The following is a 23,626-nucleotide window of genomic DNA, read 5'->3' on the forward strand; positions in this document are numbered from 1 at the left end:
TTACAGCTCATAATAAGTTATGAGAGTCTGTAAGACAAAAGGTGGTTGTATAAGATAATACAAGTAATGTGGGATGTTACGCAAAATTGACTGTATATTTACAAAACTTAAATAAATTTCATTCTTAATTTAAACGAAGTTAATATGCATTCGATACAATAACCATTGTAAATAGTTTATTATATGAGGAGGATTTACGTGGAAAGAACTGCTTTAAGAAAAGTAAAAGGACTTATTGGATTATTGATGGTTTTTGTATTAGCATTCGTGTCATTTCCGTGGAGTGCGTCGGTTAAAGCGGAAGAGAAAAAGCAAGAAAAGGCACCAAGTGAGAAGAAGCTTGTTTTTCCAGTTGTAAGTGATGTGCATATTAAAGATAGTGGAACAGATGATACGTTCCGCTGGAAAAGAGCGATTGAGCAATTTAATACGCTTGCACCAAAGCAAGATGCGTTTGTCATTGTAGGTGATTTTACTGATTCGGGTTCAGTAAAGCAATATGATCGTTTTATGCAAGTGTATAACGAAAATGCAAATAAAGATGCGGTACGAATGAATTCTCTAGGTAATCATGATTATTGGAACGGTTTATCTGTAGAGGGAGCGCAAAAGCGCTTCTTAGAAAAGACAGGAATGGAATCGATTTATTATCATAAAGTGGTAAAAGGCTATCATTTTATCGTAATGTCTCCAGAAAATGAAACGACACATGGGTATTATTCGGACAAGCAAATTAATTGGTTAAAAGAAGAAATGGCAAAGGCACAAAAAGATGATCCGGAAAAACCGATTTTTGTGTTTTTACATCAACATATTAAAGATACAGTGTACGGTAGTCAAGAATGGGGAACGAAAGATAGTGCAAAAATTAATGCGGTATTAAAAGAATACCCACAAGTAATTACGTTTTCAGGTCATTCACATTATCCGTTAGATGATCCAAAATCGATTCATCAAAAAGACTTTACGTCTGTTGGAACATCTTCTGTAAGCTATATGGAAGTTGAAGGCGGTAAAGTACAAGGGAATATCCCGCCAGGAGCTAGTACATTAAGCCAAGGTTTATTAGTAGAAGTGGATGATAAAGAAGTAACAATTAATCGCCGTGATTTCCATACAAACTCTTGGACAGGTGAGCCTTGGAAAATTAAATTACCAACGAAAAAAGAAGGATTCAACTATGTAGAAGATCGTGATAAAGAAAAGCCATACTTTGCGAAGGATGCAAAGCTTACTGTATCAAATGTAACGGAAAATGCGGCAACAGTAACATTCCCGCAAGCGTTGGACAACCTTCTTGTTCATTCTTATCGCTTGCAAGCAAAGGATAAACAAACAGGTGAGATTAAAAATAAGCTATTAGCGTTCTCTGAGTTTTATCGTGATCCAGTGCCGAAAGAACTTACATTTACGCTTGCAGGATTAGATGGCGGGAAATCATATACACTTGAAGTAGTTGCAATTGATTCGTTTGGCAATGAAAGCGCGCAGCCACTAACTGCAGAAATCACAACGAAAAAAGATAATATTGATCCGAATGTGAAAGTACCAAAGGCAGACGTTTTTGATGTGAATTTCTTAGATGGTACATTTAAAGATAACTCACCGTTTGGAACGAAAGGTGATATGAAAGGGAATGTATCTATTGAATATGATAAAGCTTTGAAAACAAATGTAATGAAATTAAATGGAAAAGCAAATACATTTGGATACCTTCCATTTTCAGCAACACAAAAAGAAAAAGTAGCAAATTCATTTACGTTAGAAACTGTATTTTCAATGAATGAAATTCGCGGACAAGGTATTTTGCAAAATACAGAGAGCGGTGGAATTGGTTTTGAGTCTACAGGAAGTGGATATGTAGAATTATGGGCTCATATTGGCGGAAGCTATAAACGTGTGGGCGTTCAATTAGAAGCAAACAAAACGTATCATTTAACAGGAACGTATAATGGAAGTGAAGTAGCAATTTATGTAGATGGTAAAAAAGTAAATAGTCAGCCAGCTCAAGGGAAAGTATATCACCCGAACGTACCATTTGCACTTGGTGCAGATCCAGATAGTAACGGAAATGGCGGTATTCCGTTAAATGGACAAATTGCGTTAGCAAAATTATATAGTAAAGCATTAAGTTCTTCAGAAGTATTAGCAGCGTACAATGAGTTTTTTAATCGTACGAAGTTAGAGCAAGTAAACGCGTTATATGAAGAGCTAGGAAAAGTAAAAGAAGTGTTAGCTGGCACGTATGAATTTGGTGATAAGTCAGGTCAGTACTCAAAGGAAGCATTTCAAGAACTAGAGAAAAGCTATAACACTGCAAAGCAAGCGTTTGAAAATGTAGGACGTACTGGAGAACAAATTGTACAAATATATAACGAATTAAAAACAGCTAATGTAACATTCGTACAATCAAAAGTGGCAGAAGAACAGCCAAAAACACCGAAAGAAAAATTACAAATCAACATTGAATCGGCCAAAGCTGCCGTAAAGAAAGCGCAAGATGGAAATATAACAGACGGTTCAGTGAAATCATTACAGCAAAAAATTACAGTTGCAGAAGCTGTATTAAAAGATGCGAAAGTAAAAGATACGCAGGTAGAAACGATGAATCGTACATTAGAGCATGCGATTTCACTCGTTGAAAAAAGCATGAATAAATAAGATAGAAGAAAAAGAAGCTTATCATGATAGGCTTCTTTTTTGTTATACTAAAAATAGTATAACAAAAGGGAGCGAATAATTTGGAAGAGAAAAAACTAAAAAGAATTCTTGAATATGTATGGATCGCGGTTGTGCTCCTTGTAGGATATTATTTATTAAAAGATAAAAGTATATGGGTTCTATTTTTAATGACATTTTTATTAGCGGGATTAGGAACGCTATTTATTAACTTTTTCTTTGATAGTGTAAATGCGTGGAGGAAGAAAAAGAAGGAGACGAAGTAAGGGGAAATACGTATGCAAAAGTTGTAGGTTATGTACTTACTTGCATCGGTATATTTTTCAGTTTACAATCGTTAACTAAAAAACATAATAGACATGAAAATAGCTCGCCGTTTTATAGGCGAGCTATTTTATTACGCATTTTTCTTCTCATCATTTGTTTTTTCATTAGCTAAATGACTATGTTTTCTAGAGTAGAAGAAGTAGACGCATAGACCGATTATAAGCCAGACTGCAAAGCTGATCCATGTCGTTTTGGATAAATTAATCATTAAATATAAACAACAAAGAATAGCGACAATTGGTAGTACAGGTACGAGTGGTGCGCGAAAGCCACGTTTTAAATCAGGATGAGTTTTCCGTAAAATAAGTACAGCAAAGCAAACGAATGTGAAGGCTGTTAACGTACCGATGTTTACTAAATTCGCTAGTAAATGTAAATCTAAAAGCCCTGCTAATAAAGCTGCAAATACCCCGGTAATCCATGTGTTTAGTAAAGGGATTTTTACTTTTTTATTTACGCGTGATAACGCTTTTGGGAGCAAGCCGTCTCGGCTCATTGCATAAGAAACACGAACTTGTCCATACATAACGACTAAAAGAACGGTTGTCATTCCTGTCATCGCACCAACTGCAAGTAGCCCTGCAATAGTATCTTCGCCAACGAAATGCAGTGCAAATGCAACTGGATCAGAAACATCTAATTGCGTATAAGGAACCATACCTGTTAAAACGAAAGATACGATCATGTATAAAACTGTACAAATAAGAAGGGAACCGATAATGCCAATTGGTAAATCACGCTGCGGTTTTTTCGTTTCTTCTGCCGCAGTTGCGATTGCATCAAAACCTAAAAAGGCAAAGAAGACAGTGGCAGCACCAGTAATAATACCGTCGTACCCGAATGGAATGAACGGTGTCCAATTTTCAGGCTTTACATATTTTGCGCCTGCTATGATAAAGGCGATAATAACTGCTAATTTTATAAGGACCATAATATTATTAATGCGTGCGCTTTCGCGTATACCAAAACTTAAAAGCCCAGTAATGAGAAGTAAAATACAAACAGCCGGTAAATCAATGAGACCACCTTTTCCCGTTCCGGGGGCCGAGGAAATAATGGCGGGAAGGTGTATATTGAATCCTTGAAGCAATGATTGTAAATATCCAGACCAGCCAACAGCTACCGCTGCAACTGCGAGTAAATATTCGAGCATTAAACACCAACCAACGATGAAGGCGACAACTTCTCCTACGGTCATGTATGCATAAGTATAAACACTTCCTGAGACTGGTATAGAAGAAGCGAATTCGGCATAACAAAAAGCTACGCAAGCACAAGTAAATGCAGCAATAAGGAATGATAGCATAATACCAGGACCAGAATGTTTTGCTGCTACAATACCTGTTAATACAAAAATCCCTGTCCCAATTACGGCGCCGATTCCTAAAAACGTTAAATCGAGTGCCGTTAATGTTCTATCTAGCTGCCGTGGTGATTCAGTACTAAGCGCTTTTTTTCGTAATAATGACTTCACTTTGAACTCTCCTCCTTTAGTTTTCATCTCCATAACTGCGAATATAGTACGAGCCCATTGGAAAAGAGTATGTAAGTGAATGAAGATACAGTTATGAGATGTAGTTTTTTTGAAATTTCTGGATTAATCTTATTATAATTGAGAATATTTTGTCAAATAAAACTTTAACAAATAAAATGCCGGCTGTAAGGAGAAACTATGTGCAGAAATAGATGCAGGTTAACAATCAGTAGGGATGAAGAATAACCCACTGACTAAAGTTTTACTTCATATAGTAGGAGAAGATGCTATGTTATTTTATTTTGAACTTGTTGTCATTTTACTTTGTACGAAATTAGCTGGTGATATTAGTGTTAGGCTTGGACAGCCTTCTGTACTTGGTAAATTAATCGTTGGTATTATTATCGGTCCTGCAGTACTCGGTATTATTAATAGTTCTGAACTTATTGATGAGCTTAGCGAAATTGGTGTTTTGTTACTTATGTTTATGGCAGGACTCGAAACTGATTTAGAAGAGTTAAATCGTAATTTAAAATCTGCATTCGCAGTAGCGATGGGAGGAATTATTTTCCCATTCCTTGGTGGGTATTTAGCGGGGCTTGCTTTTGGAATGTTGCAGTCGCATGCGATTTTTTTAGGATTATTACTTTGTGCCACATCGGTTAGTATTTCTGTTCAAACGCTAAGAGATTTAGGGAAAATGAATACGAGAGAAAGTACAACAATTTTAGGCGCAGCAGTATTTGACGATGTGATTGTCGTTATTTTATTAGCGTTTGTCATGAGCTTTTTAGGCACACAAGATGTAAATGTAACACTTGTAATTGCAAAAAAAATCATCTTTTTTGTAAGTATCGTTTTTATCGCTTGGAAAGTTGTTCCGTGGATTATGAAAATGCTCGTACCACTTCGCGTAACAGAAGCGTTAATTAGTGCTGCACTTATTATTTGTTTCTCTTTTTCGTATTACAGTGAAATGATGGGAATTGCAGGTATTATTGGAGCATTTGCAGCTGGGATTGCGATTTCTCAAACAGAGTATAAGCATGAAGTGGAACATAAAATTGAACCGATTGCTTACGCGATATTCGTACCGGTTTTCTTCGTAAGTATCGGAATGGAAATTACATTTCAAGGTATCGGAAGCCAACTTTGGTTCATTATCATTATGACGCTCATTGCGATTTTCACAAAGTTAATTGGATCAGGTTTAGGAGCAAGACTAACAGGATTTAACTTACAATCTTCTATTAGTATCGGTGCAGGGATGGTATCACGCGGAGAAGTAGCGCTCATTATTGCAGCAAATGGATTAACTGCGAATTTATTAGCGAAAGAAAATTTCACAGCTATTGTCATTGTTGTTATATTGACGACGATTATTACGCCGCCACTTTTGAAGAAATATTTTGTATAGCGAGAAAGGGCTTATCTTATATAGGTAAGCTCTTTTTTTAAGCGAAAAAAGCACTGATTATGTAGCATGAATGGGTTGTAATTATGGTAAAATCTACGTATATGTAGGGTAAGGAGAGAAATAGATGAAGATTACGAGGGGGAAAGTTATAGGCGTAGTTATACTTCTTTTACTGTGCATGCCATTTATTGTAGGAAAAGAATCAAAGGTGAAAGATTTTCCGGTTTCTATGTTTTCTTCTCATGTCGAAGGCCGTTATCCACAAGAATATAAATACACTGCATTTTTACCAGACTTTGCAGTTTGGATAAAAGGATGGGAAAAGAAGTGGACAGAAGGGGAAAGAACCGTTTATCAAAAAGGGAATCGCACTGTAAATGTGTTTCATCCTCCTGGTGATGATGGCTATTATCTCTATGAAGAAGGAGAAAATGAGAAATAAAAAGCAACCGTAAGAAGTGGAGGTTAAATAGTGAAAGCTTCAACATTACTATTTAAAATTGAAAATAATATGGATCAATTTTCACCAGCTGAAAAGAAGGTTGCCATGTACATAATGGAGAACGCAGAGATTGTTCCAAATTTAACGACAAAAGAAGTGTCTACAAATGCGGGATCGAGTGAGGCGAGTGTTGTACGTTTTTGTAAAACAATCGGTATTGGAAGCTTTAAAGCATTTAAGATAGCACTCGTTCGTGAATTAACAATTGTTGATTATAATATTAACGATTTTTCAGTGATGAATACAGAAGACGGACCGTACGATTTGTTTAATAAAGTTACATATGTGAATAAAGCTGCAATTGAGGCGAGTGTTACTGCGATAGATAAGAAGGAACTTGAGAAAGCTGCAGATAGTATTGTAAATGCTAATAAGATCATATTTTATGGTGTAGGTGGATCAGCTACACCGGCGATGGACGGAGCTTATAAATTTACTAGGCTTGGATTTACTGCGATGATGCTATCTGATTTTCATATGATGTTGCCACTCGTAACGAATTTAAAAGAAGGAGATATATTTGTGGCGATTTCAACTTCTGGGCGGACGAAAGATGTGCTCGAAATGGCGCAATATGCGAAGAAGCGAGGAGCTACAGTTATTGCGATTACGAAGCTAGATCAATCATCTCCTTTATATAAAGCTGCAGACATTCGCCTTTGTATGCCGGATGTAGAGCAAGATCATCGTATTGCGAGTATTGCTTCGAGAATGACACAACTGAATATGATTGATGCTTTATATGTGATTACTTTTAATCGTATTGGTAATAAAGTGTTGGATCAATTTATGGAGACGCGAGAAGAAGCGTTGCGGTTACGGAAGTTAAAGTAGAAGAAAAGATGAGGAGACTCATCTTTTTTTATTATCTTTGACACAAATATGTCATGTTATGAAATTTTATTTCATAAAATAAGAAAGAGTTATTGATTTTTAATTTCTTGAAGTTATAATAAAAGTGTGAAATATAATTTCAAAGAGGGTGGCAATATGTTAGAAAATTTATCGACAGAACACCGTAATGAGAAAACGACGAATCTAGATGAGATGGGTATAAAAGAAGTGTTACAAAGTATGAATGAAGAAGATCGAACGGTTGCGTTAGCAGTTGAAAAAGAGATAGAACAAATTGAAAAGATAGTACAGACTGTTATTAAATCTTTTGAAGAAGAGGGCCGATTAATTTATATTGGGGCTGGTACGAGTGGCCGTTTAGGTATTTTAGATGCGGTTGAATGTCCACCGACATTTGGAACGGATGATAAAATGGTGCAAGGATTTATAGCGGGTGGATTGAAAGCGTTTACTAAAGCGGTGGAAGGCGCCGAAGATCGTGAAGAGTTAGCAGAAGAAGATTTAAAAAGTATAGGATTAAACGAGAAAGATACGGTGATTGGAATTGCAGCAAGTGGTAGAACACCTTATGTAATTGGTGGATTGAAATACGCAAGTAGCGTGGGAGCTAGTACGGCGAGTATTTCTTGTAATAAAAATGCTGAAATAAGTAAATATGCAAAACTAAATGTGGAAGTGGAGACAGGCGCAGAAATATTAACAGGCTCAACACGATTGAAGGCTGGTACAGCGCAAAAGTTAGTACTGAATATGATTTCTACAGCGTCTATGATTGGCGTAGGGAAAGTATATAAAAACTTAATGGTAGATGTTCAATCTACAAATGCAAAATTGGTAGAACGCTCAAAACGAATTATTGTGGAAGCGACAGGAGCTAGTTATGAAGTAGCTACAGAGTATTATGAGAAAGCAAATCGAAATGTGAAAGTTGCAATCGTTATGATATTACTACAGTGTGAATATGGGGAAGCACTAGAAAAATTAAAAGCGGCGAAAGGATTTGTGAAGAAGGCACTTTAAACTATGGGGAGGGGGATTCTGTTATGAAGAAAGAAGAGATAATGGCCAGTAGGATTACGGAGCAACTTGGGGGAGTACAAAATATTCGTGGCATTGCTCATTGTATGACGAGGTTACGATTAACGCTTCATGATGAAAGTAAAGTGAACATGGACCTTTTGAAAAAGGTTGAAGGCGTTATGGGCGTCATTGAAGATGAAACGCTTCAAGTTGTTGTTGGTCCAGGAACGGTAAATAAAGTAGCAGCTGAAATGGAAGTTTTAACAGGATTACGAATTGGTGAGGTTGCAGATCATCATCTTGAAGATATTGGTCAAGAGATTAAATCAGAGATGAAGAAGAAAAATAATACACCAGTGAAGAACTTTTTACGAAAAATAGGTAACATTTTTATTCCGTTAATACCTGGTCTTGTTGCATCAGGAATTATAAACGGAGTTGCTAACTTCGCGAAAAACGCAGGTGCTGATCCGAATGCTACATGGCTACAAATGTTACTACTTATTGGCGGCGGTATCTTTACATTTTTAGGGATTTTAGTCGGTTGGAATACAGCGAAAGAATTTGGCGGGACACCAGTTCTTGGAGCGATTGCTGGTATTTTAATTTTTAATCCGGCGATGGCAAATGTGAAATTATTTGGTGAAGCAATGGTACCTGGCCGGGGCGGATTGTTTGCAGTTATTTTTGCAGCATGGCTTATGGTAGTAGTTGAGAGACGAGTACGAAAAGCAGTGCCGAATGCAGTAGATATTATTGTAACACCGCTTATTACTGTATTAGCTGTAAGTATAGTAACGATGTTAGCGATCCAGCCAGCAGCGGGATTCTTATCTGATGGTATTACGAGCGGTATTAACGCAATTTTAAATGTTGGCGGAGCATTTGCGGGAGCTGTGCTTGCAGGAACATTTTTACCTCTCGTTATGGTCGGGTTACATCATGGTTTAACACCAATTCATATGGAATTCATTAATCAAACACATGTAACACCTTTATTACCAGTACTCGCAATGGCTGGCGCTGGGCAAGTAGGAGCAGCGATTGCGATTTATGTAAAAACAAAAAATAAACGACTTCGTAATGTGATTAAAGGTGGATTGCCAGTTGGATTTTTAGGAATTGGCGAACCGTTATTATATGGGGTTACATTACCACTTGGGAAACCATTTATTACTGCTTGTTTAGGAGCGGCTGTCGGTGGGGCATTCCAGGCAGTAATGAAAACGGCTTCACTCGGAATCGGTGTATCAGGATTATCTTTAATTCCGTTAATTGCTGATAATAAATATTTATTATATTTCTTAGGGTTAGTGATTGCATATACTTTCGGATTTATCTTTACGTACTTCTTCGGCTTTAAAGAAGAAATGGCAGAAAACATATAGAGAAAGGGATTCCTTTCTCTTTTTTTATATTAGTAGAAGGAGAGATTTATATGTTAGGAGTTTCAATTTATCTTTCAAAAGAGCGAGTAGAGAAACAAGAAGAATGGTTAAAAATGGGGAGGGAGAACGGTTTTTTATCTATTTTTACATCTCTTCACATTCCAGAAGATGATCCGAATACGTATAAAGAATTAATACAAATACTTGGGAAACAAGCGCTGAAGTATGGAATGGAATTAATGGTCGATGTCTCTCCTAAATCTTTACAGCATTTAGGAATAACGTATGAAAATGTGGAAGAGTTAGTAGAGTGGGGCATTACTGGTTTGCGAATGGATTACGGTATTGCACCAAAAGAAATTGCGCTCGTATCTCATAAAATGAAAGTGGCTTTAAATGCGAGTACGATTACAGAATCATTTTGGAAAGAGTTACTTGCGGAAAATATACGAGTAGATCGTGTAGAAGCGTGGCATAATTTTTACCCGCGTCCAGAAACGGGACTAGCAAAGTCCTTCTTACAAAAACAAAATCAATATTTACAGGAGCGCGGAATAAAAACGATGGCATTTATTCCAGGAGATGGGGAAAAACGTGGCCCGTTATATGAAGGGTTACCGACTTTGGAAAAACATCGACATATGCGCCCGCTTGAGGCGTATTTAGAGCTTGTTCAAGAGTGCAATGTTGATAAAGTGTTAATTGGGGATATAAGCGGAAGTCTCGAAAGTGTACAAGAAATCGCGAGCGCGAGTAGAGGGATTATTCCGGTGCGGTATGAGTCATTTATAAATGAAAGTGAAGTATTAAAAGTGGTAGAGCAAGTGCATACAAATAGATTAGATCCAGCACGTGACGTAATTCGTTCTGTAGAATCGCGAGAAGAAAATAAAGTGATTTTACAGCCAGTGAATACAATTTCAAGAAAGAAAGGCAGTATTACAATCGATAATGAATTGTACGGTAGATATGCTGGAGAGATGCAAATTGTTATAAATGATTTACCTGAAGATGAGAGAGTGAATGTTGTTGGGATGGTGATTGAAGAAGATGTGTCTTTATTGCCTTATGTTGATGCTGGAAAAAAGTTTCAACTTTTTCTGTGCGATAGAGTAAAAGCTTGAATTAGCGCTATTTTATAAAAGACATTATTCGTAAAACGGATAATGTTTTTTGTTTTCTTTAAAAAAAGTATTTGACGAATGAAAAGAAATACCGTATTGTTTTGTCTTGTAAATAAATGTTCACCATAACAAAACGAAAAAGGAGAGTTCAGAATGAATCAATATATTGGTAATTTAATTATTCGTATCGTGTTAGGAGTTACGTTTTTTGCACACGGTTTAGCAAAGTTTCAATCAGGTATCGATAACGTAGCAGGGTGGTTTACAAGCATCGGCTTACCAGGTGGTCTTGCATACGGCGTAGCAACAGTTGAATTAGTAGGTGGTATATTATTAATCATCGGTTTAGGTGTACGATATGTAGGATTGTTATTCGCTCTTATTTTGGCTGGAGCTATCGTAAAGGTAAATGGAGCAGCAGGGTTATTAGGCGATGGAAAGAATCCAGGATATGAATTAGATCTTGCATTATTATCAATGGGTGCGTATTTATTCGTTGTAAAAGCAGAAGGATATGTAGATCGTTTCTTAAAAGAGAAAGTAGTGAAAACGAAGTAAATTTTATTTATAAATTGTTGACTTAAAGAGTTATTGTAACTATAATAGTTACAATAACTGAGTTAAGAATAAAATAATTAGAATATTTTTTTACACAAGTTGTAACTATTTCGGTTACAACTTGTGTAAAAAATAAATAAACGAGGGAGGAATTACTATGTCTAAATCAAATTTAGAAATTATTCGAAGCACATATGAAGGACCATCTTCTTCAAATGCAAAACATTTAGCAGAAGCTCTCTCTGAAAAAGTAGAATGGACAGAGGCAGAAGGTTTCCCGTACGGCGGAACGTATATAGGTATAGAAGCTATAATGGAAAATGTATTTAGTCGTTTAGAATCAGAATGGGATGATTATAAAGCGAGCGTAAATACGTACCATGAAGTAAACGGAAAAGATGTAATTATTGCTGAAGGTATGTATTCTGGAGTTTATAAAGAAACGGGAAAATCATTTGAAGCAGAATTCGTTCATATATGGAATCTTAAAAATGGAAAAATCATAAAATTCAAGCAATATGTGGATAGTTATATTGTGCGAGAAGCTATTAAGGTTTAAAATGAAATAAGGAAACAAATGGAATCGGCTGTGCGCAGGCGATTCTATTTGTTTATGTGATTATTAGGGGAATGGGGAATACATAATATGAAAAAATGGATTATAGGGACAATTACAATGATTGTAATTGCGATAGGAGCTGTATTCGGTGTTACTAAACTTCTTAATTATATAGAAGAAGAGGAGAAGAGTCTTAAAGCACAAAATGTAATGGGGCAACAAGGGAAGAAAGCAAAGGAAGAGAAACAACAAGCTAGTGAAGATGAAATTATTTCTACAATGCATAGGATGGTACATCAAAAAGTGAAATCCTCTGAAAAATGGGGATTTATTGAAATGACAAATAAGGAAATTCGTAGTGCGAAAAATGCAGTAGAAAGTAGTACAAATTTTAAACATAAATCAAAGTTACTTTCTACTTTGGAGCGTTGGGAGAAAGGAGACTTTTCACAAACGGTTGAGGAGCATAACTTTTTGTGGGAAATTCAAGGTGGTGATACCGGAAAGGCAACAGAACGTTTATCGCCAGAAGAAGAAAAACAGTATGTGAAAGAAATGAAAGGTAAATAAAAACATCGCCACTCTGGTGGCGATGTTTTTCATTAAGAATGCTTTCGCACTAAAGTTCTAGTTGGCTGAACAGCAACTGTTTTGAAATGAGAAAATAAATAACATCCTGTCACAACGATAACTGTCCCGAAAATTTGAATCCATGTTAGTTCTTCTCCGAGGAAAATAAATGCTAAAATAGCTGTGAAAATTGGATTGAAATTTAGAAAAATACCCGATGTAGTAGCTCCTAATTTCTGTACACCAATGTTCCAAAATACCATACAAAGGACCGTTGAAACGAGTCCTGTATATAAAAGTGATGTTATGAAGGAAGAATTAATATTGGAAACAGTGAAGTTGCCTATGCTAAATGGAAGCAATAAAATGAAGCCAAAAATGCCAGAATATAACGTCGCCATTAGTGGTGTAACTGTTTTTGTCGCCCATTTACTACAAACAGAATAAATGCCCCAAATACAAACTGCTGCAATCATCCATAAATCTCCGCTATTAAAATGTAGTGAAAATAAAAGAGCGAAATTTCCTTTTAAAAGAACGAGGATGACCCCGAAAAATGAAAGAATCATAGAAAGAATTTGAAGTGTATTTACTTTTTCTTTTAGAAATAGCACAGAAAATAATGCAATCGAAATAGCGTTCAATGTAGAAATAAGACCTACATTCGTTGCGGATGTTTTTTCTAGTGCTAAAAATTGAAAAATGTTGAAAAGAGCGACGCCTGTAATTCCCATAATTACTAATGGGATTATAGCAGCACGCGGTGGAATAACTTTCTTCTCTTTAAACCATACGAGTGGTAATAAACAAACAATCGCAATCATCCATCTTAAACTTGTCAGTGTCGTCGGAGACGCATGATCGACAAGTGATTTCCCGACGACAAAATTTCCTCCCCATAATAAGCTCGTTAATAATAGTAAAAAGACATAAAAATAAGGCATATTAAAATCCCCTTTGTTATAATCAATACGAATTGTAAATAATTTTAGCATTTTTCTTTATTGTGTAATATATTCTTTTGTATAATGGTTAAAACTCAATAAAATGTTTTGTTAGAAATCTTATTTGCAGAAAAACATTCAGTTTTATATAAGTTATGAGATGTTTCTTCGAATAATCGTCGGTAAGAAAAAAGGGGGAATTTTGATGGAGTCATCTGTTATTAAGGTGTTAGATGATTTGGATATACAAATTTTAGATATACTGCAAAAGGAGTCGCAAGTAAGTAATGCGGAACTTGCACGCCGCGTTAATTTATCACCAGCTGCGATGCATGCACGAATAAAAAGGTTAGATGGGGAAGGGTTTATTGATAAGCAAGTCGCAATTTTAAACCAAGGAAAGCTAGGTTTTGATTTACTTTGCTTCATTTTTATGAGCACGAATATTCATCAGTATGAAAAGCTTGAAGTGCTAGAACGAGAATTAGAATCTATGCCTGAAGTGTTAGAATGTCACTGTTTAACAGGAGAATATGATTATTTATTAAAAGTTGCAAATCGTGATCGTAAGGAACTGGAGCATTTTATTAGAAAGCTGAATAAGCTTGGTATTACACGGATACAGACGAGTTTAGCACTTCGTGAAATTAAATATTCGACGGTATTACCGATACGAAATGAAGAACCAAGCATCGATTAGATTGCTTGGTTTTTTGTTTGTATAAAGTGATTGACGAGGAGAAAAGAGAGATGTATTATTATATGAAATTATGTATTAAAATTCACTTTGAGTTATAAATATTAATATCGGGGGCAAGGGGATATAATATGAAAATCTGTAATGCGGTTACGAGTGATGTGAAAGGAATTTATAGTCTCATTGAAGTTTATGCAAAGGAGGGAGTGGTTTTACCGCGTTCGCTTTTGTCTCTCTATCAATATTTGCAATGTTTATATGTTATGAAAGAAGGAGAGGAAGTCGTTGGAGTTGCCGGTTTACATGTGTTAGGAGAGGATCTTGCAGAAGTACGATCGTTAGTAGTTTCGCATACATATGCAGGAAAAGGGATCGGGCGTATGTTAGTGAATCATGTAATGAATGAGGCAGCAAAAATAAAAGTGAACAGGGTAATTTCTTTAACATATGAAACGGAATTTTTTCAAAAGTGTGGGTTTGATTTTGTGAATAAAGAAGTGTTGCCAGAGAAAGTATGGATTGATTGCAGGCATTGTCCAAAAGTTGATTATTGTGATGAAGTGGCGATGATTAGGTATGTTGGGTGAAATTTTTAGAGAGAGAAAAAAAGCCCACTATTATTTAAGAAATAGTGGGCATCTATATTTTAGTCAGAAATGAGATGTTGTTAAGAATTTGAATTTGTTTTTCTTACTGCAAAATTAAAAATGGGATTTTTAAGCTCATAGTTATAAGTAGAACCATCGACAAGCCCTACAACTTTATCGCTATCATAAAGGTCGAGCATAAATTGTGCCATTTGTTTTGCAGTGTGGAATTTTGGTACAACATTATCGTATTGGAATTCATCAATATCAAATGAGCGTTTCGCGAACTCTGTTTCAGTTGCACCAGGAGCTAAAACTTTTGCTTGTAATTTTGCACCTTGTTCTTTCAGTTCGTGAGATAATCCTTCTGTAAATGCACTTACATAGAATTTCGTAGCGCAATACGTAACAGCATTAGCGACAATCGTATATCCACCGCCCGATGAAACGTTAATAAGCTGTGTTCCATCAATCATTGAATAATCTCGAACGAAAAGAGAAGATAGTATTGTTAGTGCTTCTATATTTACATGCAACATCGTTTCTATTTTGTTTAAATTTTGTTCAGCAATTGAGGCGAAATTACCAAAACCTGCGTTGTTAATCCACGTTTCAATCTGGAAACTTTGTAGACTTTCATAAAGTTTATAAACATTTTCCGTGACGGATAAATCGGTTTTTCGAATGATAACATCCAACTCCGGATGCATTTCATTAATTTTTAATTTTAATCCGTTTAATTCTTCTTGTCTTCGAGCTACAAGTATTAAATTTTTTCCGCGAGATGCAAAGGCTAAAGCGGATTCATAGCCAATTCCTGAACTAGCACCAGTAATAACAGTATATTTCATATAAAAGCCTCCTAAATTCAAATTATTTTATTATGGTTAGATTGTATTTGTTAGAGTATACTCTAAGTCAAATGTTTTTTATAAATTTGATAAGAGCGCAAAATATATGAGGGTAAATGGTATGAGGAGGGGGTTTTTAGTATGTACACAATTAGCGAGGTAGCTAAATTATTAGGAGTGAGCACACATACATTACGTTATTATGAAAAGGAGAATATATTAATTGCAAATCGCGATGCAAATGGGAATAGATTGTATGAAGAGTCACATATAAAGTGGTTGCAGTTTGTAATGAAGTTAAAACAAACACAAATGCCGATAGCGAAAATAAGAGAATACGCTAGATTATATTTAGAAGGGGAGCATACAACTGAAGCTCGTTTACAACTGTTAGAAAATCATAGGAAATCTATTCGAACTCAAAGAGAAAACTTAGAAATTACAGAGAAGATGCTCGAAAATAAAATCATTGCATACAAAGACTCGTTGAAAAGTAAATAGCGTACAAAATATTTCGTTCTTTGTTGCATGTTGAAAAGGGAGTACAGGTCTTTGTTTTGGAATTTATCTATGAGTATTTTATTATAATGTGCCGATAAATTAAAAAAGAGCAGTTAGCTAAAAGCAACTGCTCAATTCAAAGGGATCTCCAAGGGGGAATGGAGAAAATATTTTGTTACTACCATTATTGACAGATTATTAAGAACTATACATGTAGATTTGAGAAATTTAAAATATTTTTTGGTTAATAGAATCCGGGTGTTGACACTTTATCAATTGGTCATGTAGAATGTTTATGAATGACATTCAGTCATTTTTTTCTGTGAAAGGGTGTAGATAAGCAACTTTTATATGTAGTTAGCTTAATAACGGAACAAATATAAGGATAAATGAGGATGATATTGGTTTTTTAAATAGTAGTTAGAGTGAGATTATATTTTTTAAATTAAAAATGACTGACGATCAGTCAGTAAATAATAGAAGGTGAGAGATATGAAAAATAAAGCTTGGTTATATGTCATATTAACATGTATTTTTGAAGTCTTTTGGGTGTTCGGTTTTAATACAGCTCATACTTGGTGGCATTGGGTCATTATTGTAGGAGTTATCGCTGTTGATTTTCATTTTCTTTCTAAAGCGTGCGAACATCTTGCAACAGGGACTGTATATGCTGTGTTTGCCGGAGCTGGTACGGTAGGTACTTTCTTAATGGATGTATTCCTTTTCGGCGGTAGCTTCAGTGTAGGAAAACTATTCTTTATCGTGATGGTCGTGGCGGGTGTTATCGGTTTAAAACTGGCTGATAATAAAGAAGAAACCGCGGAAGAAATTGTGAAAGGAGCTGCTTAAAAATGGGTTGGATTTTCGTATTTTTTGCTGCAATTAGTGAAATAGTCGGTGTGATAGGCCTTAAAATGTATAGTAAAGATAAGACGCTAGCAAATGGAGCGATTTATATAGGTGGATTTGCAACTTCCTTCGCATTCTTATACACTTCTTTCTTGTTCTTACAAGTAAGTGTGGCTTATGCGGTTTGGATTGGCATTGGAACAGCAGGCGCAGTTTTATTAAATATGTTTCTGTTTGGTGAATCGAAAAGTAAGGCGCGTTTGATTAGCGTAGCTCTTATCGTATGTGGAGTTACGGGATTAAAGGCCCTTTCATAAGAAAAGGATATTAAAGTTAAATCTCCTAACGATTTGTTGGGGGATTTTTATTATGAAAAGTGCACGATGATTGACAGTACAGCTAGTTATTTTATAAAATGAGTGACAGTCATTCAATACGCGTGTGAAAGGGTTTAGATGATGAATAAAAAAGAAAAAATTGTCTATGCAGCTATTGAAGTGTTTCAGGAAAAGGGCGTTGAAAAAACGAAGATTTCTGATATCGTGAAATTGGCTGGCATTGCACAAGGAACTTTCTATTTATATTTTCCTTCTAAGTTATCTGTTATGCCTGCAATAGCAGAAGTGATGGTTGAGAAGATGATACTTGCAGTGAAAGAAAAAGTACAGAACGATGCAGCTTTTTCAAGTAAAGTTGAGCAAGTAATAGATGCAGTATTTAACTTTATAGCTGAATATCGTGAAATACAGGCATTAATGTATGCGGGCCTTGCATCTACTGAACATATAAAAGAATGGGAAGCTGTGTATGAGCCTCTTTATATGTGGCTAAGCGAATTTTTAAGCGAGGCAAAAGAAGCTGGTGAAATTCGTGATTCGGTTCACGCAGAGCGAACAGCCAAGTTATTTATCGCTCTTGTTGAATCAGCAGCGGAACAAGTTTATTTATACGATCATAAAGATGATGAGCAAGTCGAGCTACAAAAGGCAGAAGTATTAGATTTTTTAACACATGCACTACATATAAAGAAATAGTAAGATGAACCTGTCTGAAAAGGTAGGTTCATTTCTGCGAAAAACTGAATGATAGTCATTCACCGTGTGTTTATGTATGTGTGGAAGGATAAAGTGAAACTTTAATGAGTGGGGGCATCTCCACTCATTATTAGCCCACAAATAGCAGGATAAAGAAAAAGCTTCTTGGGCATTATTTTTGAGAGGAACTTACGGGAAGAGGTGTTAAAAAGTGAAGAAACCGATAAAAGAACAAAAGATGGTATTGATCATTCTTTTGAGTAATATATTTATCGCTTTTTTAGGGATTGGATTAATCATTCCGGTTATGCCATCCTTTATGAATGATATGAATTTAACAGGAAAGACGATGGGCTATCTCGTTGCAGTGTTTGCAATGGCTCAGCTTATTACTTCACCTATTACGGGTCGTTGGGTCGACATTTACGGTAGGAAGAAAATGATAATCATTGGATTATTTATTTTTGGTGTTTCAGAGCTTCTTTTTGGATTAGGTACAGATGTGTGGATGCTTTATGCAGCGAGGGTGTTAGGCGGAATTAGTGCCGCGTTTATTATGCCGGGTGTTACGGCATATGTTGCTGATATTACTTCTATTCAAGAACGTCCAAAGGCGATGGGATATCTTTCAGCGGCTATTAGTACCGGATTTATTATAGGGCCTGGAATCGGCGGGTTTATTGCAGAATACGGTATACGTGTGCCGTTCTTTGTGGCAGCAGTGATTGCCTTTGTAGCATGTGTTATTTCCATCTTTATTTTGAAAGAGCCTTTAACGAAAGAGGAACTTGCAGAGATTTCCGCTAATACGAAAGAATCAAGTTTTATCGGGGATTTAAAGAAATCATTAAATCCAATGTATGCAATCGCATTTATTATTGTATTTGTACTCGCATTTGGATTATCAGCATATGAAACTGTGTTTAGCCTGTTCTCTGATCATAAATTTGGTTTCACACCGAAAGATATTGCTGCCATTATTACAATTAGCTCAATCTTTGGGGTAGTTGTGCAAGTATTTATGTTTGGAAAATTGGTAGACATGTTCGGTGAGAAAGTATTAATTCAAATATGTTTAGTTGTAGGAGCAGTGTTAGCATTCGTTTCAACTATCGTCTTTAATTATTGGAGTGTGCTCCTTGTTACTTGTTTTATTTTCTTAGCATTTGATTTACTTCGTCCAGCTTTAACGACATTTTTATCAAAAGCAGCTGGAAAAGAGCAAGGATTCGTTGCTGGTATGAACTCAACGTATACGAGTTTAGGAAATATCGCAGGACCAGCGATGGGCGGAATATTATTTGATATAAACATTAATTATCCATATGCATTTTCAGGTGTTGTTTTAATCGTTGGTCTCGGCATTACATTTATGTGGAGAGAGAAACAGTTAGCTCAAAGTTTCGCGAAGTAATAAAACCCCTTACCGTTGTAAGGGGTTTTTGTTTTACAAACTTAATCCAAACCGCTTTAATTCAATAAATATCCCCTCTAATTGCTTTCCTTTATCCGTTAATGTGTATTCTACACGAGGCGGAACTTCTGGATATACTTTTCTCGTTATAATCCCTTGTGCTTCTAATTCTTTTAGGCGAAGTGACAATGTTTTCGGACTAATCCCATCCATTGATTTTTGTAAATCACTAAACCGTAATGTCCCTTCGATAAGAAGGTCACGAATAATTAAAAATGTCCATTTTGTACTAATTACGTCAAGCGTTTTAGCGATAGGACATGGGATTCCAGGTAAGCCTTTCGTTAATACAACCGGATCTATATTGTTCATGGAACTAGCCTCCATAAAAAAATTTTGAATGAATTTGCTTTATAGTATCACAAAACTATCCTTTTGGTAACTATATGAAAAAAATATTACTACTTCCATAAAGGAAGTTAGTGCATATACAATAGCAATACGAAATACAAAGGGTTTGTATGAGGAGGAGGTGATTTCCATGGGTATAAAAAAGTTGTTTGTGTTCCTTAGTTTTTTTGTCATTTGTATTGTGCTTGTAGCATGTAGTGGTGAGCAAAAAATTGAAATTCAGTTATTAAAGGAAATGCCGAAGCCAAAAGCAATGACAATTGATCCTTCATTAAGTAAAAAGGAAGCGACAGAAATCGTCCATGCAGTTCAGCGTTTTTACACATTTTGGGATACAGGTAAAGAGGAACTTATTCCGCAGACTGTTACTGAAAATTTTACCGATAATACATTGCCAAAAGGCCGTCCACAAGGTACTGAAGGCTTAAAATTTGCGGCGCAAAATTTTCGTAAAGTCGTTCCTGATATACATTGTGAGATTGAAGATTTATTAGTTGTTGGAGATAAAGTAACAGCTCGTCTTTCTTTTACAGGAACGCATAATGATAAGAAAATCAATTTTTTTGCAATTGATATTTTGCATGTGAAAGACGGAAAGATAACGGAAGATTGGCATTTAGAAGATAATCTTACGCTGAAGCAGCAACTGGGCTTAATAGCTGAAGAGTAGATCAAATAGGGGAGAGAAAAGCGATGAAAAATATTTTTATTATAAATGGACATGAGAAATACGGTACGAAAGAAGGACGATTAAATAAAACGTTAGTTGATTATATGGTAACGGTATTAAGCGAGAATCATCATGTGAAAACAACAACGATTCAAGATGGATATAGTATTAAAGAAGAACAAGAGAAGTTTTTATGGGCCGATGTTGTGGTTTATCAAACACCAATTTACTGGTTTAGTGTACCGGGATTATTTAAAACATATATGGATGAAGTATATGAATACGGCTTGTTTTTTGAAGGTGCGAATGAATACGGAACAGGTGGTTTACTAAAAGAGAAGCGGTATATGTTTTCTACAACTTGGAATGCACCTGAAAAAGCATTTGGAGATAAGACGAAGTTTTTTGAAGGAGCAAGTTTAGAATCAACGCTTAGTCATTTACACCGTGTGCAGAAGTTTCTCGGTATGAGTCTGTTAAAGAGTTTTGCTTGTTATGATGTGGTGAAGAATCCTAATATAGAGCAATACTTATTAAACTTGAAAAATCATTTGGATGAAGTAATTAAATAATAGTTTGCATCCTTGTGCGTAAGAAGGTTCATCTTTAAAAATATAAAAGAAGGTACTACTAAGAGTGTAGTACCTTCTTTTGTATTCGTGAAAATCGCTTCGTTTTTATTGGCTTAAAGTCTTCATAAGCGGAATCTAATATTTTATCCCGCTATTTGCCGTGCAGTAAAACTCACAGCTCAAAATTCGGCTGGAGCAAAGAGGCTAGGTGGGAGTCGGGCTACCCGTAAACCCCCACTGATCATAGTTTCACTTTATGAAATACGTTGAAAATCTTTACTCATACAGGACTGTTTTAGTTTTTTTGATTTTATCAAATATTTAATATCAGAGGTGTTATCATATGAAAGCTGAATATGATAATAGTTAATATACTCAAATAATGCAAAAACATAAACGAATAGGGCGAATGATAGCCCGCCCAAAGGTAATTGGGGATACCAAATTAAAAAATCGATAATAAACATAATAAGTCCTGTGATAATCAATCCTATATTAAACTTTTTTAGTATTTTTAAATATTGAATAATCCAAATAGGTGTAACAGATGTTTTTTCTTTTTTTAATCTTTTCCACTTTACGTACCAGTAAGCAGTTCCTTGTAGTAAGAGAAACTCTAAAAGAAGAAACGAGACCCAAAAAGAGTATAGGGAATATAGATATAGTGTAGGATAAGCATAATTAAGTAAGTAACTTGTAAAAATAAAAGTAATGACTGAAAATAATTCACCTGTATATAGATAGGAAAGCCTTTTTTCTAGGTTGCTTTTCATGGTTCTTCTCCTTTTATAAAAAACTTTGCATTTTAACGCAGGGATGGCTGTATCCATAACTTCGCAAAATTCGCCCAACCGAATGAATCAATTGTTACGTTTTTTAAAGCAGAAGGATATGTTTTTCTTTTTAAAACGTGATAGTTAAATAAAATAATGTATTCAGTTTGTAAAAACTCTTCAATCTCATACATGAGTTCATAGCGCTTTTCTTTACTTTCTTCTAATAGGAATATATCTAGTAAGCAATTAATTTGTTTTTCATAGTGCGGATCCATGAATCGACTTATAAAACAACTTTTATTTTTAAATACATTTAAAAATGCAATTTCATGCTCGGTAGCAAAAACTTCTCCCATGAAAATAATATCAGCGTGTTTATCGATAGAACGATCCATATAATCTGAAACGAGAAATGGATGGAGTTCTACTTGTATACCTAAACTATCACAACATTCTTTTAGGAAGTTTGCGTCGTTTGCACTATCTTTAAATGCGAAGAAGTAAATATGTATCGTTTCGCCATTATAGGTGCTCTTTTTCAAATACTCTTTCGCTTTTTCTAAAGAGTAGGACCTATTAGGAGCTTGGCGGCTTCTTTCAGGAAAGAAGCTTGATGCTGTGATTGTTCGATTTCCTTCTAAATCACGGAGGATCGTTTCAACGTCATATATTTCTCTCCAAGCTTTACGAAAGTAAATATCGTGATGTGGACCAGGTTTTGTAAAGTTGAAGCTAGCGTAAATACAACCTATTTCTTCTATTTGTATATTGTGTCTTTCGTTTTCCTTTTCATTTGGTAGTTCATAATCAGCATCAATTTGCACATGATCTGGAATACGCCAAAACTCAATGCGGTCTAGTAACGCACGTTCTTTAAAATAATGGGTAAAAGCTTCAAGCACGATATTATCTTCAGAGTAATGAGTAAGTTTGAAAGGCCCAGTACCTATATAATGATAATTTTGGATACTCGCATCATGCGGTAAAATTGCGAGTTGCATGGAACTTACATAATGTAAGAAAAATAAATTCGGTTTTGCTAAATGGAATCGTATTTGTAGTGGTGACGGTGTTTCAATTTGAACAATTTCTTCTGTTAACCATTCGAAAGGAGATTGAATTTGCTTTAATCTTTCAAATGAAAATTGCACATCTGTAGAAGGTAAAACCGTTTCATTATGAAAATGTATATCTTTTCGTAAATAGAACGTCCATGTAAGCTGGTCTTCACTTAATTCCCACGTATGAGCAATGTGTGGTTCCATTTTTTCGGTAACATCGTTATAAACGACTAATGTATCAAAAATTTGACTAGTAAGATGGCTCTCTGTTGTGACAGCCGCAAAAGCCGGATCTAGCGGCATTACTTTTCGTGATATGGGGATTTTTAATATATCGTACATATCATTTGAAGGTTCATAGCCAAAATGATGATGGAGTTTATTTTCTATCTTTTTTTGAAGTGCAAGAGGAAGGGGCTCTTTTAAAAGAAGAAAGACATCTTTTAATTTTTCTTGGATTAACAGTTCATCTGTATAGAATTCAATCGCTTCTACTAAACTATGTATAAATAGAATTTCTGTTTTATTTCCGCGACCACGCCCTGGTGTCCACTTAATGAATTGTTCCTCACTCATTTTCTTTAATAAAATCTTCACGTTTTTCGTACTGCAATATAAAACATCAGCTAATTCTTGTAAGCTATTTCGTATATGTTGTTGGTCTTGTGCATGTAATCTCAGTCTAATGTAATAGTCCATAATCTTCATACGTGTACACTTCCTTCTTTATAAAAGGGGAAACTCTTTAGAATATTCTAACCTTTTTCTTCCTTTTTTTCAAAGTAA

At 35.3% G+C, this 23,626-nt stretch carries 26 protein-coding genes; 20 read left to right on the forward strand and 6 right to left on the reverse strand.

The annotated features are described in order from the left end of the window. Positions 1–198: 198 nt before the first annotated feature. The gene (locus KPL75_RS18300; protein ID WP_219917243.1) at positions 199–2,661 is read left to right on the forward strand and encodes a LamG-like jellyroll fold domain-containing protein; all 2,463 of its coding nucleotides are present in this window, start codon (positions 199–201) and stop codon (positions 2,659–2,661) included. Positions 2,662–2,741: 80 nt separating this feature from the next. Beyond that, positions 2,742–2,945 (forward strand): hypothetical protein, encoded by a 204-nt coding sequence (locus KPL75_RS18305; RefSeq protein ID WP_000391508.1) that lies wholly within the window; start codon positions 2,742–2,744, stop codon positions 2,943–2,945. Between the two features lie 131 nt (positions 2,946–3,076). On the opposite strand, the gene KPL75_RS18310 is transcribed toward KPL75_RS18305, so the two are convergent. Continuing rightward, a complete protein-coding gene (locus KPL75_RS18310; protein WP_193657631.1) occupies positions 3,077–4,513 on the reverse strand; it encodes a branched-chain amino acid transporter BcaP in 1,437 nt (478 codons plus the stop codon). Between the two features lie 202 nt (positions 4,514–4,715). Here KPL75_RS18310 and KPL75_RS18315 point away from each other — a divergent pair, with 202 nt between their 5' ends. The 9 genes from KPL75_RS18315 to KPL75_RS18355 all read left to right on the forward strand — a co-directional run bounded on the left by KPL75_RS18315 (position 4,716) and on the right by KPL75_RS18355 (position 12,473). Next, complete coding sequence (locus tag KPL75_RS18315; protein ID WP_219917244.1) at positions 4,716–5,897, forward strand: cation:proton antiporter; 1,182 nt, start codon at positions 4,716–4,718, stop codon at positions 5,895–5,897. A 124-nt stretch (positions 5,898–6,021) separates the two neighbouring features. Further along, positions 6,022–6,339, forward strand: coding sequence for an outer surface protein (locus tag KPL75_RS18320; protein ID WP_219917245.1), 318 nt, complete (start codon positions 6,022–6,024; stop codon positions 6,337–6,339). 30 nt (positions 6,340–6,369) lie between these two features. Next, the gene (locus KPL75_RS18325; RefSeq protein WP_219917246.1) at positions 6,370–7,233 is read left to right on the forward strand and encodes a MurR/RpiR family transcriptional regulator; all 864 of its coding nucleotides are present in this window, start codon (positions 6,370–6,372) and stop codon (positions 7,231–7,233) included. 156 nt (positions 7,234–7,389) lie between these two features. Continuing rightward, the gene (gene murQ / locus KPL75_RS18330) at positions 7,390–8,274 is read left to right on the forward strand and encodes an N-acetylmuramic acid 6-phosphate etherase (RefSeq protein ID WP_219917247.1); all 885 of its coding nucleotides are present in this window, start codon (positions 7,390–7,392) and stop codon (positions 8,272–8,274) included. A 23-nt stretch (positions 8,275–8,297) separates the two neighbouring features. Then, complete coding sequence (locus KPL75_RS18335; protein WP_219917248.1) at positions 8,298–9,662, forward strand: PTS transporter subunit EIIC; 1,365 nt, start codon at positions 8,298–8,300, stop codon at positions 9,660–9,662. 50 nt (positions 9,663–9,712) lie between these two features. Then, complete coding sequence (locus tag KPL75_RS18340; RefSeq protein WP_219917249.1) at positions 9,713–10,786, forward strand: DUF871 domain-containing protein; 1,074 nt, start codon at positions 9,713–9,715, stop codon at positions 10,784–10,786. A 153-nt stretch (positions 10,787–10,939) separates the two neighbouring features. After that, on the forward strand, positions 10,940–11,344 hold the full coding sequence (locus tag KPL75_RS18345; RefSeq protein ID WP_219917250.1) for a DoxX family protein: 405 nt from the start codon (positions 10,940–10,942) through the stop codon (positions 11,342–11,344). A gap of 157 nt (positions 11,345–11,501) precedes the next feature. Then, positions 11,502–11,903, forward strand: a complete 402-nt coding sequence (locus tag KPL75_RS18350) for a nuclear transport factor 2 family protein (protein WP_219917251.1) — start codon at positions 11,502–11,504, stop codon at positions 11,901–11,903. An 87-nt stretch (positions 11,904–11,990) separates the two neighbouring features. Beyond that, entirely contained in the window at positions 11,991–12,473 is a 483-nt protein-coding gene (locus KPL75_RS18355; protein WP_002159153.1) for a PRK06770 family protein, read from the forward strand. A 32-nt stretch (positions 12,474–12,505) separates the two neighbouring features. Here the strand turns inward: KPL75_RS18355 and KPL75_RS18360 are convergent, their stop codons facing one another. Further along, a complete protein-coding gene (locus KPL75_RS18360; protein WP_219917252.1) occupies positions 12,506–13,417 on the reverse strand; it encodes a DMT family transporter in 912 nt (303 codons plus the stop codon). A 205-nt stretch (positions 13,418–13,622) separates the two neighbouring features. Between KPL75_RS18360 and KPL75_RS18365 the strand changes: the two genes are divergently transcribed. Both KPL75_RS18365 and KPL75_RS18370 read left to right on the forward strand, forming a co-directional pair. Then, positions 13,623–14,117, forward strand: coding sequence for an Lrp/AsnC family transcriptional regulator (locus KPL75_RS18365; protein WP_219917253.1), 495 nt, complete (start codon positions 13,623–13,625; stop codon positions 14,115–14,117). A 128-nt stretch (positions 14,118–14,245) separates the two neighbouring features. Continuing rightward, the gene (locus KPL75_RS18370) at positions 14,246–14,701 is read left to right on the forward strand and encodes an N-acetyltransferase (protein ID WP_000686685.1); all 456 of its coding nucleotides are present in this window, start codon (positions 14,246–14,248) and stop codon (positions 14,699–14,701) included. 80 nt (positions 14,702–14,781) lie between these two features. On the opposite strand, the gene KPL75_RS18375 is transcribed toward KPL75_RS18370, so the two are convergent. Beyond that, positions 14,782–15,552: an SDR family NAD(P)-dependent oxidoreductase gene (locus KPL75_RS18375; RefSeq protein WP_219917254.1), complete on the reverse strand. Its 771-nt coding sequence runs from the start codon at positions 15,550–15,552 to the stop codon at positions 14,782–14,784. Between the two features lie 141 nt (positions 15,553–15,693). Here KPL75_RS18375 and KPL75_RS18380 point away from each other — a divergent pair, with 141 nt between their 5' ends. The 5 genes from KPL75_RS18380 to KPL75_RS18400 all read left to right on the forward strand — a co-directional run bounded on the left by KPL75_RS18380 (position 15,694) and on the right by KPL75_RS18400 (position 19,350). Next, positions 15,694–16,053 (forward strand): MerR family transcriptional regulator, encoded by a 360-nt coding sequence (locus tag KPL75_RS18380; RefSeq protein ID WP_219917255.1) that lies wholly within the window; start codon positions 15,694–15,696, stop codon positions 16,051–16,053. Between the two features lie 492 nt (positions 16,054–16,545). Beyond that, positions 16,546–16,902, forward strand: a complete 357-nt coding sequence (locus KPL75_RS18385; protein ID WP_002150346.1) for a DMT family transporter — start codon at positions 16,546–16,548, stop codon at positions 16,900–16,902. Between the two features lie 2 nt (positions 16,903–16,904). Then, positions 16,905–17,219 carry a DMT family transporter gene (locus KPL75_RS18390; protein ID WP_002150343.1) on the forward strand — a complete coding sequence of 105 codons (315 nt, stop codon included), beginning with the start codon at positions 16,905–16,907 and terminating at the stop codon, positions 17,217–17,219. Between the two features lie 138 nt (positions 17,220–17,357). Beyond that, entirely contained in the window at positions 17,358–17,936 is a 579-nt protein-coding gene (locus KPL75_RS18395; RefSeq protein WP_219917256.1) for a TetR/AcrR family transcriptional regulator, read from the forward strand. Between the two features lie 211 nt (positions 17,937–18,147). Continuing rightward, positions 18,148–19,350, forward strand: a complete 1,203-nt coding sequence (locus KPL75_RS18400; protein WP_219917257.1) for an MFS transporter — start codon at positions 18,148–18,150, stop codon at positions 19,348–19,350. 33 nt (positions 19,351–19,383) lie between these two features. On the opposite strand, the gene KPL75_RS18405 is transcribed toward KPL75_RS18400, so the two are convergent. Then, the gene (locus KPL75_RS18405; RefSeq protein ID WP_001059473.1) at positions 19,384–19,722 is read right to left on the reverse strand and encodes a winged helix-turn-helix transcriptional regulator; all 339 of its coding nucleotides are present in this window, start codon (positions 19,720–19,722) and stop codon (positions 19,384–19,386) included. 169 nt (positions 19,723–19,891) lie between these two features. On the opposite strand from KPL75_RS18405, the gene KPL75_RS18410 reads away from it, so the two are divergent. Both KPL75_RS18410 and KPL75_RS18415 read left to right on the forward strand, forming a co-directional pair. Continuing rightward, positions 19,892–20,431, forward strand: a complete 540-nt coding sequence (locus tag KPL75_RS18410) for an ester cyclase (protein ID WP_219917258.1) — start codon at positions 19,892–19,894, stop codon at positions 20,429–20,431. A gap of 23 nt (positions 20,432–20,454) precedes the next feature. Next, complete coding sequence (locus tag KPL75_RS18415) at positions 20,455–21,003, forward strand: NAD(P)H-dependent oxidoreductase (protein ID WP_219917259.1); 549 nt, start codon at positions 20,455–20,457, stop codon at positions 21,001–21,003. 254 nt (positions 21,004–21,257) lie between these two features. Here KPL75_RS18415 and KPL75_RS18420 read toward each other — a convergent pair whose 3' ends face one another. After that, complete coding sequence (locus KPL75_RS18420) at positions 21,258–21,776, reverse strand: general stress protein (protein ID WP_219917260.1); 519 nt, start codon at positions 21,774–21,776, stop codon at positions 21,258–21,260. Positions 21,777–21,808: 32 nt separating this feature from the next. Continuing rightward, positions 21,809–23,548 (reverse strand): SgrR family transcriptional regulator, encoded by a 1,740-nt coding sequence (locus KPL75_RS18425; RefSeq protein WP_219917261.1) that lies wholly within the window; start codon positions 23,546–23,548, stop codon positions 21,809–21,811. Between the last annotated feature and the right edge of the window lie 78 nt (positions 23,549–23,626).

This window comes from Bacillus sp. NP247, assembly GCF_018966865.1.
In the GTDB taxonomy this organism is placed as follows: domain Bacteria; phylum Bacillota; class Bacilli; order Bacillales; family Bacillaceae_G; genus Bacillus_A.

What these genes read in the sequence shown, in the direction of transcription:
- KPL75_RS18315 (WP_219917244.1), top strand. Translation starts at nt 4,716, where the DNA reads ATGAAGAATAACCCACTGACTAAAGTTTTACTTCATATAGTAGGAGAA.
- KPL75_RS18395 (WP_219917256.1), top strand. Translation starts at nt 17,358, where the DNA reads ATGATGAATAAAAAAGAAAAAATTGTCTATGCAGCTATTGAAGTGTTT.
- KPL75_RS18355 (WP_002159153.1), top strand. Translation starts at nt 11,991, where the DNA reads ATGAAAAAATGGATTATAGGGACAATTACAATGATTGTAATTGCGATA.
- KPL75_RS18360 (WP_219917252.1), bottom strand. Translation starts at nt 13,417, where the DNA reads ATGCCTTATTTTTATGTCTTTTTACTATTATTAACGAGCTTATTATGG.
- KPL75_RS18425 (WP_219917261.1), bottom strand. Translation starts at nt 23,548, where the DNA reads ATGAAGATTATGGACTATTACATTAGACTGAGATTACATGCACAAGAC.
- KPL75_RS18415 (WP_219917259.1), top strand. Translation starts at nt 20,455, where the DNA reads ATGAAAAATATTTTTATTATAAATGGACATGAGAAATACGGTACGAAA.
- KPL75_RS18370 (WP_000686685.1), top strand. Translation starts at nt 14,246, where the DNA reads ATGAAAATCTGTAATGCGGTTACGAGTGATGTGAAAGGAATTTATAGT.
- KPL75_RS18345 (WP_219917250.1), top strand. Translation starts at nt 10,940, where the DNA reads ATGAATCAATATATTGGTAATTTAATTATTCGTATCGTGTTAGGAGTT.
- KPL75_RS18335 (WP_219917248.1), top strand. Translation starts at nt 8,298, where the DNA reads ATGAAGAAAGAAGAGATAATGGCCAGTAGGATTACGGAGCAACTTGGG.
- KPL75_RS18310 (WP_193657631.1), bottom strand. Translation starts at nt 4,513, where the DNA reads ATGGAGATGAAAACTAAAGGAGGAGAGTTCAAAGTGAAGTCATTATTA.
- KPL75_RS18385 (WP_002150346.1), top strand. Translation starts at nt 16,546, where the DNA reads ATGAAAAATAAAGCTTGGTTATATGTCATATTAACATGTATTTTTGAA.
- KPL75_RS18375 (WP_219917254.1), bottom strand. Translation starts at nt 15,552, where the DNA reads ATGAAATATACTGTTATTACTGGTGCTAGTTCAGGAATTGGCTATGAA.
- KPL75_RS18340 (WP_219917249.1), top strand. Translation starts at nt 9,713, where the DNA reads ATGTTAGGAGTTTCAATTTATCTTTCAAAAGAGCGAGTAGAGAAACAA.
- KPL75_RS18320 (WP_219917245.1), top strand. Translation starts at nt 6,022, where the DNA reads ATGAAGATTACGAGGGGGAAAGTTATAGGCGTAGTTATACTTCTTTTA.
- KPL75_RS18410 (WP_219917258.1), top strand. Translation starts at nt 19,892, where the DNA reads ATGGGTATAAAAAAGTTGTTTGTGTTCCTTAGTTTTTTTGTCATTTGT.
- KPL75_RS18350 (WP_219917251.1), top strand. Translation starts at nt 11,502, where the DNA reads ATGTCTAAATCAAATTTAGAAATTATTCGAAGCACATATGAAGGACCA.
- KPL75_RS18390 (WP_002150343.1), top strand. Translation starts at nt 16,905, where the DNA reads ATGGGTTGGATTTTCGTATTTTTTGCTGCAATTAGTGAAATAGTCGGT.
- KPL75_RS18420 (WP_219917260.1), bottom strand. Translation starts at nt 21,776, where the DNA reads ATGAAAAGCAACCTAGAAAAAAGGCTTTCCTATCTATATACAGGTGAA.
- murQ (WP_219917247.1), top strand. Translation starts at nt 7,390, where the DNA reads ATGTTAGAAAATTTATCGACAGAACACCGTAATGAGAAAACGACGAAT.
- KPL75_RS18365 (WP_219917253.1), top strand. Translation starts at nt 13,623, where the DNA reads ATGGAGTCATCTGTTATTAAGGTGTTAGATGATTTGGATATACAAATT.
- KPL75_RS18405 (WP_001059473.1), bottom strand. Translation starts at nt 19,722, where the DNA reads ATGAACAATATAGATCCGGTTGTATTAACGAAAGGCTTACCTGGAATC.
- KPL75_RS18380 (WP_219917255.1), top strand. Translation starts at nt 15,694, where the DNA reads ATGTACACAATTAGCGAGGTAGCTAAATTATTAGGAGTGAGCACACAT.